The following is a 12792-nucleotide window of genomic DNA, read 5'->3' on the forward strand; positions in this document are numbered from 1 at the left end:
CAGCCGGGCCATCAAGACGACCTTATGGAGAAGACATGAGTACCGAAACCCACCTTGACCCCGCAGTCCGGCACGACATGGTCTTCCTGTTCGACATCGCCGACGGAAACCCCAACGGAGACCCCGACTTCAGCAACCGACCCCGCATGGACGAAGAGACCGGACACGGTCTGGTCACCGACGTCGCCCTCAAGCGCAAAGTCCGCAACATCCTGCCGATGGCGGCCAACGACCCTGACCGGTACAGCATCTTCGTCGAAGCCGGGCACGCCCTGAACACTCGCCTGGCCGAAACGATGAGTGTCAACAACATCGACACCAAGAAGAAGCGGCTCACCCCGGACGAGCTGCGCACCGCACGCTCCTGGCTTGCCCACCGCTACGCCGACATCCGCCTGTTCGGCGCGGTCCTCAACACCGGCGAGACCAAGGCACTGGGCCAGATCTACGGGCCCGTGCAAGTCACCAACGCCCGCAGCATCGACCCCATCGTCGCCCAGCAGCACACCATCACCCGTATAACCCAGACCACCCAGGCCGACATTGACAAAGGCGAGAGCACCGAGTTCGGCAGCAAGTGGACCGTGCCCTACGCCCTCTACGCCGCCAAGATCTACTACTCGGCCTCCCGCGGCACCCAGACCGGCGTCGACGCTCGCGACCTCGAACTCCTCTACCGATGCCTGGAAATGATGTTCGACCACGACCGCTCTGCGACCCGAGGCACTATGACTGCCCGCGGCCTCTACGTCTTCAGCCACGACAACGCCTTCGGCAACGCTCCAGCCCACACCCTCACCGACCGGGTCCGCATCAACCGCACCGGTGACACCTCCGAGCCCCCGCGCAGCTTCGCCGACTACACCGTCTCCCTCGACGACGACAACCTCCCCAACGGAATCACCGCCACTACGCTCATCGCCTGACCACCGTGATCTCCGACGACGACCCTGCCGACCAGCAGTGGGCGAGTGTCCCGATCTCCGCGATCGAGCACTTCGCCTACTGCCGGCGGCAGGCCGCACTCATCCACCTCGACCGCTACTTCGCCGACAACGCCGACACTCAACGCGGCCATCTCTCCCATGAAGTCGTTGACCACGCCGGCCCCAGCATCTCCCGCGACGGAACTCGATGCTGGCACGCGTTACCGGTTACCGAGGCAGAACTCGGCATACACGGAGTCTGCGACGTCGTCGAATTCCGGACCGAGGGCCCGATCCCGATCGAGCACAAATCCGGCAGCTACCGACCTGGAAGCCCGCGGACTTGCAAGTCGCAGCTCAAGTCCTCTGCCTGCGCAGCATGTTCAACGCCGACGTTCCCAACGGCGTGATCTTCGCGGGAAAGCACCGGCGTCGATACAACGTCATAGTCGATTCCACACTGGAACAGCGAACCCGCACCACCATCCATGAACTTCGTGAACTCCTGCGAGAAGGCTCCGTTCCACCACCGGTCAACGACACTCGCTGTCGTCGCTGCTCACTCCACAGTGGCTGCATGCCCGATGCAGGCTTTCACCCCACGACGCTGTTCACTCCGCACCCACTGGGGAAATGGGATGACTGAACTTCTCCGCACGTTGTTCGTCACCACGCCCGGCACCAGCCTGCACTTGGAGGGAGACACAGTCCGCATCTACCACCCGGACAAACCAGGCCGGCACGTGCTGCCGCTGCTGCGCATCGAGCACATCGTGGTGTGGAACGGAGTCGACGTCAGCGACGACCTCATCATGCGTAGCGCCGAAGACCACCGCGGCATCACCTGGATGTCCCGCAACGGCCGATTCCTCGCCCGCGTCACCGGAAACCAATCCGGGAACCCACTACTGCGCTTGGAACAGACCCGCGCCTACGACGACCCACAACGGCGCCTGTCGATCGCACGGACCATCGTCGCCGGCAAACTCCAGAACTACCGCCAACTTCTCCTCCGCGCCGCCCGTGATCTCGAACCACCACAACGTGAGGAAATCCGTGCGGTAGCAGCGACCCACGCCGAATCCTTGACCGCTGCCGCACGCGCCTCCACCCTCACCGAACTCCTCGGCATCGAAGGGAACGCCGCCCGCACGTACTTCCAGGCCCTACCGAAACTGACCCCGTACGCCCCCGCTGGCCGTACTCGGCGCCCACCCCAGGACGCCTTCAACTGCCTGCTGTCCTTCGGCTACGGCATGCTTCGAGTGGCCACCACCGGAGCCCTCGAACAAGCCGGCCTCGACCCCTGCATCGGCTACCTTCACGGCGTCCGGCCGGGCAAACCCTCCCTCGCACTTGACCTGATGGAAGAATTCCGCCCCCTCCTCGTCGACCGTCTCGTCCTCACTCTCTTCAACCGCAAACAGATCACCAGCGCACACACCATCACCGACCCCGCAGGAGGAGTCGCACTCACCGACGAAGGCCGCAAATTCTTCCTCAACGAATGGTCCAAGGCACGAGAACGCCCTTGGCTGCACCGAGAACTCGGACGCGACGTCCCCGCAGCGCTCCTGCCCCTCACTCAGGCTCGCCTATTATCCCGCCACCTGCGAGGCGACCGTCCCCTCTACACCCCATGGATCGCCAGCTGATATGGAACTCCTCGTCACCTACGACGTCGACACCACAACACCAGCTGGGCGTCGAAGACTCCGCCAGGTAGCCAAAATCTGCGAATCCTACGGAATCCGTGTGCAGAAATCCGTCTTCGAAATCGTCTGCACCGACGCAGACTGGATCACCATGCGCCACCGCCTCCTCGACATCATCTCCACCGAGCACGACAGCATCCGCATCTACACCCTTCACCGCGGAACACTCGACACCGCACAACACCTCGGGCACTCACCCCCAGCACCCCACCACGACCCACTCATCTACTGAACCCCACTTCGGAACCCCAAGCGTCCCGCGACACCCCAGCACCTTCCGAAGTGAATCCCGCGCAAGTCGATAACAAAACCGTCACGACCACCAACATCAACCACGTAAACCCCTGCTTACGCAAGGTGGCGCCAGCCCCAGCGGGCTGGCAAGGATCGCAACGATATCGACCACAAGCGTGCCGTTCGGCATATCAGCTGTGGCGCCAGCCCCAGCGGGCTGGCGAGGATCGCAACCCCTGCCAGGACGTCAGCAGCGCCGGACGCCGCGCCGGTGGCGCCAGCCCCAGCGGGCTGGCGAGGATCGCAACGATGACGCGATCTCGAAGGGTCCCCGGCATCCGCTGTGGCGCCAGCCCCAGCGGGCTGGCGAGGATCGCAACCAGGTCGCCAGCGCAGGGTCCTGAGACGACAAGTCGTGGCGCCAGCCCCAGCGGGCTGGCGAGGATCGCAACAACAGGGAGGAGCTGCAGCGGCTGCGGGAGGCGTTCCGTGGCGCCAGCCCCAGCGGGCTGGCGAGGATCGCAACGACCTCTCCGGCGCGGAGGCGGTGCTGGAGATCGACGGTGGCGCCAGCCCCAGCGGGCTGGCGAGGATCGCAACTTAGGGGGACTGCATGAGTCCAGACACGCTAGGGCAGGTGGCGCCAGCCCCAGCGGGCTGGCGAGGATCGCAACCGGCGGCACCCTCGGTGCGACTGCAGGCACATCCCGGGTGGCGCCAGCCCCAGCGGGCTGGCGAGGATCGCAACCGGATCGGTTGAGTGCGCAGTGGCATCCACGAGGGCGCGTGGCGCCAGCCCCAGCGGGCTGGCGAGGATCGCAACGCCGCCGCAGCCCCGGAGCGGGCCAACCCCAGCGGTGGCGCCAGCCCCAGCGGGCTGGCGAAGATCGCAATATCCCCTATGTTGAGTCCGAGGTGTCCGGGGTCGTGTGGCGCCAGCCCCAGCGGGCTGCTGCCGCCGGCCCTGATCCTCGCCAGCCCTAGCCGACTGGCGAGGATCGCAACTTCCCCTGGCCCGTGATGCCTCGCTAGCGAGGTTCTGAGGTTCTCGCCGTCGTCGCGCCACGTCACGGAGGAGGGCAGGTCGGCGCTGGTGAGGAACTACCGCTGCCGCTACATGCAGGAGTACGCGCTGGCCAACAAGCTGGACCACCCACGCAATGTCTACTTCCGCGAGATCGACATCCTGCCCGAACTTGATGGGTGGCTGGCCCGCTTGTTCACCGAGGAGCAGATCGAGGACACCGTCGCCCGCCTGGTGGCAGCGGCAGAACAGGACACCGGTGGGGACACCGAAGCGCTTCGATCCGCTCGAAGGACCGTCAAGGACTGCGAGCGCAAGCTCGATCAATACAGGCAAGCTCTCGACCAGGGAAATGACGCTGGTGTCATCGCCGGCTGGATCGCAGAGGCCGAAGCCCAGAAGCTGAAGGCACAGGCCGCGCTACGCGGCAACAGATCCCGGCCTGCGAAGATCGCACCGACGTCGATCCAGCAGATGCTCGGCGCATGCCGTGAGACCGCGGCTTCCCTGCGCAGCGCCACCCCGGACCACAAGGCGTCGGTCTACCGCGCTCTGGGAGTCAGGATCGTTTACAACAAAGAAACCCACACTGCAGAAGTCCAGGTTGATCCTGATCCAAGCAGTGTGGGGATTTCATCGTGTCCGAGGGGGGACTTGAACCCCCACGCCCTTTAACCGGGCACTAGCACCTCAAGCTAGCGCGTCTGCCATTCCGCCACTCGGACATCTCGGGCCGCCCTCGTTCCCGGGGTGTTCCCGCTGTGTTGTGTAGATAGATTAGCCCATGGTCATCCGGGGGCCAACGGGACCCCCCTCTTAGCGGCTCGGGTGATAGAAATGCCTGGTGAGCGAGCACAGCGGTATGTCCGGTACTGATCATGAGGCGGGGTTGCGGCTGGCCGAGGAGGAGGTTGTCGGCCTGGCCAGCGACTTGATCCGCATCGACACCACCAACACCGGTGATCCCGAGACGCTCGTGGGCGAGCGGGCCGCCGCCGAGTTCGTGGCCGGCAAGCTCAGCGAGGTCGGGTACGAGGTCACCTACGTCGAGTCCGGCGACCACCCCGGGCGGGGCAACGTCATCGCGCGGCTGCCCGGCGCCGACTCCAGCCGGGGCGGGTTGCTGGTGCACGGGCACCTGGACGTGGTGCCCGCCGATCCCGCCGAGTGGTCCGTGCACCCCTTCTCCGGGGCCGTTCAGGACGGGTACGTGTGGGGCCGGGGCGCGGTCGACATGAAGGACATGGTGGCCATGAGCCTGGCCATCGCTCGGCGGTTCAAGCGGGACGGCATCGTGCCGCCCCGGGACATCGTCTTCGCGTTCCTCGCCGACGAGGAGGCCGGGAGCTTCCACGGGGCGCAGTGGCTGGTCGACCACCGGCCGGAGCTGTTCGAGGGGTGCACCGAGGCCATCAGCGAGGTCGGCGGGTTCTCCGTCACGCTCAAGGACGGCGTGCGGGCCTACCTGGTGCAGAGCGCTGAGAAGGGCATCCGCTGGTTGAAGCTGCGGGTCCGGGCGCGGGCCGGGCACGGGTCGATGGTGCACGACGACAACGCCGTCACCAGGCTCTCCGAGGCCGTCGCCAAGCTCGGCAACCTGTCGCGGATGGTCGGGGCCACGCTGCGCGACACCGCCAATCCGACGATGCTCACCGCCGGGTACAAGCACAACGTCATCCCGTCGGTCGCCGAGGCCGCCGTGGACTGCCGGATCCTGCCCGGCCGGGAGGAGGCGTTCGACCGGGAGCTGGCCGAGCTGCTCGGCCCCGACGTGGAGCGCGAGTGGGTCGGGCTGCCGCCGGTCGAAACCAAGTTCGAGGGCCGGATCGTGGACGCCATGAGCGCGTCGCTGATCGCCGAGGACCCGGGGGCCAAGGCGCTGCCCTACATGATGTCCGGCGGCACCGACGCCAAGTCGTTCAGCCGCCTGGGCATGAGCTGCTACGGGTTCGCCCCGCTGAAGCTGCCCGCCGACCTCGACTTCTCCTCGCTGTTCCACGGCGTGGACGAGCGGGTTCCGGTGGATGCGCTGCAGTTCGGGGTGCGGGTGCTGGACCGGTTCATCCGCAGCAGCTGAGTGTCGGTGGTGTCTGGTTTCATCCACCCGAGTTGATCATCGGGGAGGTGCGGCGTGGACCTGGCGCGCTTGATCGAGACCTACCTGGAGCACCTGCAGGCGCGCAAGCTGGCGGCGAACTCGCTGCGGGCCTACCGCCGCGACCTGGAGTCGGTGGCCGGTGAGCTGGTCGAGCTCACCGGCACCACCGCCGACCGGCTGCCGGTGGAGCGGGTCGACGCCTCCGTGCTGCGCTCGGCGTTCGCTCGGTTCGCCGCGGCCCGGTCGGCTTCGTCGGTGACCCGGGCCTGGTCGACCTGGAACGGGTTCTTCGGGTTCCTGGTGGTCGAGGGCGCGGTGCCCGGCAACCCGATGCAGGTCGTCCCCAAACCGCGCAACGCGCCCTCGACGCCGAAGCCGCTGCAGGGCGAGGACACGCCCGAGCGCTTGCTGCGGATGGTCGCCGCGGGGGCCCGGCGGGCGCGCAACCCGTGGCCGGAGCGCGACCTCGCGGTGCTGGCCACGCTGCTGTGCACCGGCGTGCGCTCGGCCGAGCTGCTGGAGCTGACCGTGGCGTCGCTGGCCGGGCGCAGCGGCGACCGGCGGCTGCACGTGCACGGCAAGGGCGGCAAGAACCGCTCCATCCCGATCGAGGACGCCTTGGACGTGCTGATCCAGAACTACCTGCGGTCGCGGCGGGAGCGGTTCGGCGAGCGGCTGCCCGGCGGCGAACCGCTGTTCGTCGACCACCGCGGCGAGCGGCTCCGGCGCGGCGGGCTGCAGTACCTGGTGCGTCAGTCGTTGCGGGCCGCCGGGGTGTCCGACCGGGTGCAGCCCGGCGCGATGGTGCACGCCCTGCGGCACACCTTCGCCACCCGGCTCGCCGAGGACGGGGCCAACGCCGCCGAGATCGCCAAGCTGCTGGGCCACTCGTCGATCAACTCCAGCCAGACCTACATCGACGTGACCGCCCGCGAGCAGCGGATGTCGGTGCGGGCGAACCGGACGCTGCACGTGCTCGGCGAGCTCTCCGGCGGTTAGGCCCGGCGTCTGTGCTCCGCCAGCGTCTCCAGGCGCCGGCGGTACTCCTCCTCGTCGATCTCCCCGCGGGCGAAGCGCTCGGCCAGCACCTCCTCGGCGCGGCTCGCTCGGGGTTCGGTCCTCGTCGTGCGCTGGAGGTAGCGCACCAGCGCGACGATCGCGATGACCACCAGCGCCCAGAACAGCACCGTGCTCACGGTCATCGCCAGCATGCCCCACAGACCCCATCCGCCTCCGTAGTACATCGCGCCGCCCTCCCACAGCTGCGAGTTGCGCCCACCACCACTGTCCGACCAGCGTCGCCACCGGCAAAGGGGGCGATGGTCACCGCCGAGCTCGGCTGGTCGGCCCGCCGAGGACCAGCCGTCGCCGACCGGCTCCACCTCGAACGGTTCAACGCCTCCGGGACCAGCACCGACTCGGCGTTCGAGGCCTTGAACGATCACGGAACGCCTCCCGCGCCGCTCACCGCGAGCCCGCCACCCGCGAATCCGCCAGGCGCGACGGATCGCCCGCTGGTTGAACGGGCTCTGCGGTCGGGAAGCGGGGGATCGCGGGGCTGGTCACCGGTGCGGGGCTGCCGGTATAACCGGTGCGGAATCGGGGTTGCACCTACGGGCGGGGGAGAGCGGCATGGACAGCGGGTTCGCGGAGAGTTGGGTTCCGGAGGGCGTTGACACCACGGTTGCGAGCCCCGCCCGGGTTTACGACTACGGCTTGGGCGGAAGCCACAACTTCGCCGTCGACCGCCAGGTCCACGACGAGTTCCGCCGGATCTCCCCGGCTGCTGAGCGCTCCGCGTGGGACAACCGGGCGTTCCTGCAGCGAGCGGTGCGGTTCTGCCAGCAGCAGGGCATCGACCAGTTCCTCGACCTGGGGTCGGGCGTGCCGACGGTGGGCAACGTCCACGAGGTCGCCCAGCAGCACGACCCGGCCGCGCGGGTGGTCTACGTCGACATCGACCCGGTCGCGGTCGCGCACTCCCGTCGGCTGCTCGACGGCAACGAGGGTGCCGTCGCGCTCCAGGCGGACATGCGGCACCCCGATGCGATCCTGGAGCATCCCGAGACGCGTCGACTGCTGGACTTCGACCGCCCGCTCGCGGTGCTGATGGTCGCGATGGCCCACTACCTCAACGACGCCGACGCCCCGGCGGCGATCCTGGCCCGGTACCGGGCGGCGATGGCCCCCGGCTCGCTGCTGGTGTTCTCGCACATCACCAACGAGGACTTCCCGGAGGAGATCAGCCGCGGAGAGGCGATCTTCAACGCCCACCTGGCCGAACCGATGAAGGCGCGCACCCGCGCTGAGATCAGCGCTCTGCTCGATGATTTCGAGCTGGTGGAACCGGGGCTGACCTACCCGGCGCTCTGGCGCCCGGACACGCCGCTGCCCGCCGAGGACGACCCGCGCTTGTCGGCCTGCTTGGCCGCGGTCGGCGTACCGCGCGGCCGCTGACGCCCGGAGCGCCGACGCAAACCCGGCCGGTGGATGCATCGTGGTCCGGGGGAGGGATCAACGACGACACGCGCTCTCGTGCGCGTCGTCGACAGCCCTTGCAGGCACATGAACCTGGACCTCTACCACGCCCGGATCGGTGAGGGAAAGATCGTCGAACTGACCCGCCGGGGTCGCTACCACGGACGTGCTCCGCGGTAGCGACCCGAAGGGATTCCCCGCGGTCACGAGTACCGGGTTCGGACCTCGGCTTCGAACTCCTCCAGGGTTCTGCCGCGGGTTTCCGGGACTTGGGTGGCGGTGAAGATGATGCCCAGCACGCCGATGGCGGCGAAGACGAAGAACGTCGGGGCGATGCCCAGGGCCGCGACCGTCGGGGGGAAGCCGAAGGTGACGGCGGCGTTGGCCAGCCACAGGGTGAACACGCACACGCCCATGGCGAAGCTGCGGATCTTGAGCGGGAAGATCTCGGAGAGCATGAGCCACACCAGGGGGCCGAGGGTGCCCTGCATGGAGAACACGAAGGCCACCACGAACAGCAGGATGACGTAGGGCTTGGCGGCGGTGTCCGGCAGCAGCAGCGACGAGGCGCCCACCAGGACGTGGAACGCGGTGATCAGCGCGAAGCCGCCGATCAGCATGGTGCGCCGGTCGATCCTGTTGATCAGCGCGATGCCGACGCTGACCCCGAGCACGCTGAACAGGCCGTTGGCGGTGTTGGCGATGACCGCGCCGTTGCCGGAGAAACCAGCGGTCTGCAGCAGCTGCGTGCCGTAGTACATGATCGAGTTGATGCCGGTGAGCTGCTGGAAGATGCCCAGGATCGCGCCGATGAGCACCAGGCGCCGGATCCACGGGACGGCCAGGTCGAACCAGCCGCCGGTCTGCGACTGCCGCTCCTGCTCCGCGAGCGCGCGGACCTCGGCCATCTCGGCCGTCGCGCGCTCCGGCGAGCGGACCTGCTCGAGCACCGCCAGCGCATCGGCGTCCCGCCCCCGCGAGGCGAGCCAGCGCGGGCTCTCCGGCAGCCGCAGCATGCCGATGAGCAGCGCGATCGCTGGCAGCACGGCCACCACGAGCATGGCGCGCCACACCGAGGTGTGCTCGCCCCAGAGGTTGATGATCAACGCGTTGACCAGGAAGGCCGCGAACTGGCCCGACACGATCATGATCTCGTTGCGGGTCACCAGGCTGCCGCGCCGCTCCGCCGGGGCGACCTCGGCGAGGTAGACCGGGACCGTGGTGGACGCACCGCCGACCGCGAAGCCGAGGACGAAGCGGAACACCGCGAGCACCTGCCAGTTCGGCGCCACGGCGCAGCCCACGGTGCCGACGACGAAGATCCCGGCGAGCAGCAGGATGTTGTGCCGCCTGCCGTGCCGGTCGGCGAGCCTGCCGCCGATCGCCGCCCCGAGCGCGGCACCGAAGATCAGGATGCTCACCACGAATCCCTCGGTGACGGGGGTGAGCCCCAGATCGGTCTTCATCGGTTCCAGCGCGCCGTTGATGACGCCGGTGTCGTAGCCGAACAGCAGCCCGCCGAAGGTGGCCACGACGGCCACCAGGCCCAACCTCCGGTGGTGCGGGCCGGGCGCTTCGGCAGGCGCTGCGGGGCGTCTTCGGGGCGTTCGCGTGCTGCTCATCGGGGCGAACCTCCATCGTTGGGGGTTTCGGTTGCTTCGTCCTCAGCGGACGTCTGGGGCGGGGTGGCGCGGGGCGCCGGATTCGTGGAGTTCGACGGCGTTTCCCGACGGATCGTGGAGGAAGGCCTGCTCGGCGGTGCCGAGCGCGATCGGCTCGCCGACCGCCACGCCGCGGCTGCGCAGCAGGTCCAGCGCCGCCGCAAGGTCGGGGACGCGCACCGCGAAGTGCTGGCCGGTCGCTGGCGGCGGCTCGCCCTCGATGAGGTGCAGCTGCTGGTCGCCGACGTCCAGCCAGGCACCGCGCACGGGCGAGTCCGGCCGGTCGGTGCGCTGGCGCAGGCCGAGCGCACCGACGTAGAAGTCCAGTGCGTCGTCGAGGTCCCGGACCATCAGCGACACGTGGTGGATTCCCCCGGGGCCCACCGGGCTCACCCGACCGCGGACCGCAGTTCCGCCGCGGCGGCGAGCAGGTTCTCGGCGGCCAGCGCGAGCCCCTCGGTCTGGGAGTAGGCGGTGTCCTCGTGCTCGATGTTGACGGCCATGTCCGGGTCGACCTCCGCGAGCGCGGCGAGGAACTCGGCCCAGTACGCGGTGTCGTGGCCGATGCCGACCGCGACGAACTTCCAGGCCGGGTTCTCCGGCCAGGCGTTGCACCAGAAGCCGATCCCGGTGGGAACCTTGCCGGGGGCGTCGGCGGGCACCCGCGCGAAGGACGTGTCGAGCACACCGCGCACGTCGACGCCGGGGCAGAGCATCGCGTCCTTGGCCGCGGCGTGGAACACCAGCGGGCCCAGCTCGCGGATGCAGGCGACCACGTCCATGCCCTGCCACATCAGGTGCGAGGGATCCATCTCGGCTCCCACGTTGGTGGCCCCGGTCAGCTCCACCAGCTTCTTGAGCGTGACGGGGGAGAACACCAGGTTGTGCGGGTGCATCTCGATGGCGACCCGGACGTCGTTGGCGCGGGCCAGGGCGTCGATCTCGGTCCAGAACTCCGCCGCCACGCCCCACTGGTAGTCCAGCACGTCCATGTACACGCCGTCCCAGGGGTTGACCACCCACGACGGGTACTTCGCGTCGGGATCCGAGCCGGGCGTGCCCGACATCGTCACCACGTTCTTGACGCCGAGCAGGCCCGCGAGGCGGATGGTGCGCCGCAGGTCCTCGGCGTGCTTCGGGCCGACGCCCGGCAGCGGGTTGAGCGGATTTCCGTTGCAGTTCAACCCGGTCAGCTCCATGCCGCGCGCGGCGAACAGCGCGAGGTAGTCCCGGCGGGCGTCGGCCGAGGACAGCAGGAGGTCCACCGGGCAGTGCGGCGCGGGGAGGAAACCACCGGTGTTGACCTCCACCGAGGTCAACCCGTTGTCCCGGAGGAAGTCCAGGGCGTCTTCCAGCGGTCGGTCGTGCAGGCAGGCGGTGTAGGCGCCGAGCTTGAGCGGCATGGCGGGGCCTTTCGTCTTGTGCGGTGGGGTTTTCAGTCGACGTCCACGGCCGCTCCGCCGCGCTCCGCGGAGCGCACGACGGCCTGCGCGACCTTCATGGTGTGCAGGGCGTCGGCGAAGGTGGCGCACGGCGGGAGCGGGTCCGCGGCTCCGGTGACCTGGTCGAGGAACGCGCGGCACTGGTAGACGAACATCTCGGCGTTGCCGCCGCCGACGCCGGGAGCCTCCATCGGGTACCCGCCGGCGAAGTAGGGCAGCTGCGGACCGGCGATGACCTGCCGGGCGCCGCGGGTGCGGGCTTCGGGCTGGGTGTCGTCGAAGAGGTACTCGGCGGGCCGGTGCCAGTCGAACGACGCGCGGCCGGAGAGCCCGCAGGCGTCGAAGGCGAGCCCGTTGGGCAGGCCGAATGCGGTGCGGGACACCGAGAACGACCCGGTCAGCCCGGACTGGAACCGCGCTGTGAAGACGGCGGTGTCCTCGTTCTCGACCTCGCCGACCTCGTCGCCGACCGGTGCCGCGTTGTGCCCGACGACCGGCCCCAGCGGCAGCGGTCGCTTCGGGATCTGCGTGGACAGCGCGCCGCCGGAGACCGACGTGATCGGTCCGCAGACGTGCTCGGCGACGTCGATGACGTGGGCGCCGATGTCGCCGAGCGCCCCGCTGCCCGGGCCGCCCTTGAACCGCCAGCTCAGCGGGCTGCGGGGATCGGTGGCGTAGTCGCACCAGTAGCGGCCGTTGAAGAGGGTCAGCTCGCCCAGCTCGCCGCGTCGCACGTGGTCGCGGATCGCGGAGATCGCCGGGGACCGGCGGAAGGTGTAGCCCACCGCGGTCACCGCCTCGGCGGTCCGCTCGGCGGCCACCATCGCCTCGGCGTCGGCCAGCGAACCCGCCAGCGGTTTCTCGCACAGCACGTGCTTGCCCGCCCGGATCAGCGCCTCGGCGATCGGGCGGTGCAGGGCGTTGCCGACGACGATGCTGACCGCGTCGATCGACGGGTCCTCGACGATCTCCTCCCAGCTGGAGACGGCTTTCTCGTAGCCGTAGCGGCGGGCGGCGTCGGCCGCCAGCTCGGTGTTGGCGTCGGCGATCGCGGCGAGCCGGACCGGTGGGAGTCCGTCGCCGAAGACGGTGTTGACCTGGCGGTACCCGGCGGCGTGGCTGCGTCCGGCCATGCCAGCGCCGATGACGGCGACGGACAGTGGTTGTTTCGACATCGTTTCCGCTTCCTCCTGCGTCCCGGGACCGTGCCTGGT

Annotated in this window: 14 protein-coding genes, 1 tRNA gene and 1 CRISPR repeat array; of the genes, 9 read left to right on the forward strand and 6 right to left on the reverse strand. The window is 69.0% G+C overall.

Annotated features, from left to right (window positions below; genetic code table 11):
- Positions 1-35: 35 nt before the first annotated feature.
- The 6 genes from cas7c (at position 36) to F1721_RS00225 (ending at position 4574) form a co-directional block, all read left to right on the forward strand.
- A complete protein-coding gene (gene cas7c, locus F1721_RS00205; RefSeq protein ID WP_150064448.1) occupies positions 36-926 on the forward strand; it encodes a type I-C CRISPR-associated protein Cas7/Csd2 in 891 nt (296 codons plus the stop codon).
- Positions 927-931: 5 nt separating this feature from the next.
- Entirely contained in the window at positions 932-1336 is a 405-nt protein-coding gene (locus F1721_RS35255; protein ID WP_281288722.1) for a CRISPR-associated protein Cas4, read from the forward strand.
- Positions 1306-1572 carry a CRISPR-associated protein Cas4 gene (locus F1721_RS35260; RefSeq protein WP_281288723.1) on the forward strand — a complete coding sequence of 89 codons (267 nt, stop codon included), beginning with the start codon at positions 1306-1308 and terminating at the stop codon, positions 1570-1572. The genes F1721_RS35255 and F1721_RS35260 overlap by 31 nt, the downstream gene beginning before the upstream one ends.
- Complete coding sequence (gene cas1, locus F1721_RS00215; protein ID WP_150064449.1) at positions 1565-2581, forward strand: CRISPR-associated endonuclease Cas1; 1017 nt, start codon at positions 1565-1567, stop codon at positions 2579-2581. Before F1721_RS35260 ends, cas1 begins: the two co-directional genes overlap by 8 nt.
- 1 nt (position 2582) lies before the next feature.
- The gene (gene cas2 / locus F1721_RS00220; protein WP_150064450.1) at positions 2583-2873 is read left to right on the forward strand and encodes a CRISPR-associated endonuclease Cas2; all 291 of its coding nucleotides are present in this window, start codon (positions 2583-2585) and stop codon (positions 2871-2873) included.
- A gap of 125 nt (positions 2874-2998) precedes the next feature.
- Positions 2999-3880: direct repeats of the CRISPR family, unit length 37 nt; unit sequence GTGGCGCCAGCCCCAGCGGGCTGGCGAGGATCGCAAC.
- Positions 3881-3968: 88 nt separating this feature from the next.
- On the forward strand, positions 3969-4574 hold the full coding sequence (locus tag F1721_RS00225; RefSeq protein WP_150064451.1) for a hypothetical protein: 606 nt from the start codon (positions 3969-3971) through the stop codon (positions 4572-4574).
- Here F1721_RS00225 and F1721_RS00230 read toward each other — a convergent pair.
- Positions 4539-4624: transfer RNA gene (locus tag F1721_RS00230), tRNA-Leu, on the reverse strand. The two genes, F1721_RS00225 and F1721_RS00230, sit on opposite strands and share 36 nt — an antisense overlap.
- Before the next feature lie 137 nt (positions 4625-4761).
- On the opposite strand from F1721_RS00230, the gene F1721_RS00235 reads away from it, so the two are divergent.
- Both F1721_RS00235 and F1721_RS00240 read left to right on the forward strand, forming a co-directional pair.
- On the forward strand, positions 4762-5976 hold the full coding sequence (locus F1721_RS00235) for a M20/M25/M40 family metallo-hydrolase (protein WP_150064929.1): 1215 nt from the start codon (positions 4762-4764) through the stop codon (positions 5974-5976).
- A gap of 54 nt (positions 5977-6030) precedes the next feature.
- Complete coding sequence (locus F1721_RS00240) at positions 6031-6996, forward strand: tyrosine-type recombinase/integrase (protein WP_150064452.1); 966 nt, start codon at positions 6031-6033, stop codon at positions 6994-6996.
- On the opposite strand, the gene F1721_RS00245 is transcribed toward F1721_RS00240, so the two are convergent.
- Complete coding sequence (locus F1721_RS00245; RefSeq protein WP_150064453.1) at positions 6993-7241, reverse strand: SHOCT domain-containing protein; 249 nt, start codon at positions 7239-7241, stop codon at positions 6993-6995. The genes F1721_RS00240 and F1721_RS00245 overlap by 4 nt on opposite strands.
- 388 nt (positions 7242-7629) lie before the next feature.
- Here F1721_RS00245 and F1721_RS00250 point away from each other — a divergent pair, with 388 nt between their 5' ends.
- Positions 7630-8454: an SAM-dependent methyltransferase gene (locus F1721_RS00250; protein WP_150064454.1), complete on the forward strand. Its 825-nt coding sequence runs from the start codon at positions 7630-7632 to the stop codon at positions 8452-8454.
- A 224-nt stretch (positions 8455-8678) separates the two neighbouring features.
- On the opposite strand, the gene F1721_RS00260 is transcribed toward F1721_RS00250, so the two are convergent.
- From F1721_RS00260 to F1721_RS00275, 4 genes are read right to left on the reverse strand one after another with little or no spacing between them, the layout of a single operon-like run.
- On the reverse strand, positions 8679-10097 hold the full coding sequence (locus F1721_RS00260) for a sugar porter family MFS transporter (RefSeq protein WP_150064455.1): 1419 nt from the start codon (positions 10095-10097) through the stop codon (positions 8679-8681).
- 42 nt (positions 10098-10139) lie between these two features.
- A complete protein-coding gene (locus F1721_RS00265; protein WP_246153948.1) occupies positions 10140-10520 on the reverse strand; it encodes a VOC family protein in 381 nt (126 codons plus the stop codon).
- 5 nt (positions 10521-10525) lie between these two features.
- A complete protein-coding gene (locus tag F1721_RS00270) occupies positions 10526-11539 on the reverse strand; it encodes a sugar phosphate isomerase/epimerase family protein (RefSeq protein WP_150064456.1) in 1014 nt (337 codons plus the stop codon).
- Positions 11540-11571: 32 nt separating this feature from the next.
- Entirely contained in the window at positions 11572-12753 is a 1182-nt protein-coding gene (locus F1721_RS00275; RefSeq protein ID WP_150064457.1) for a Gfo/Idh/MocA family protein, read from the reverse strand.
- Between the last annotated feature and the right edge of the window lie 39 nt (positions 12754-12792).

Source organism: Saccharopolyspora hirsuta (genome assembly GCF_008630535.1).
GTDB classification, from domain to species: Bacteria; Actinomycetota; Actinomycetes; order Mycobacteriales; family Pseudonocardiaceae; genus Saccharopolyspora; species Saccharopolyspora hirsuta.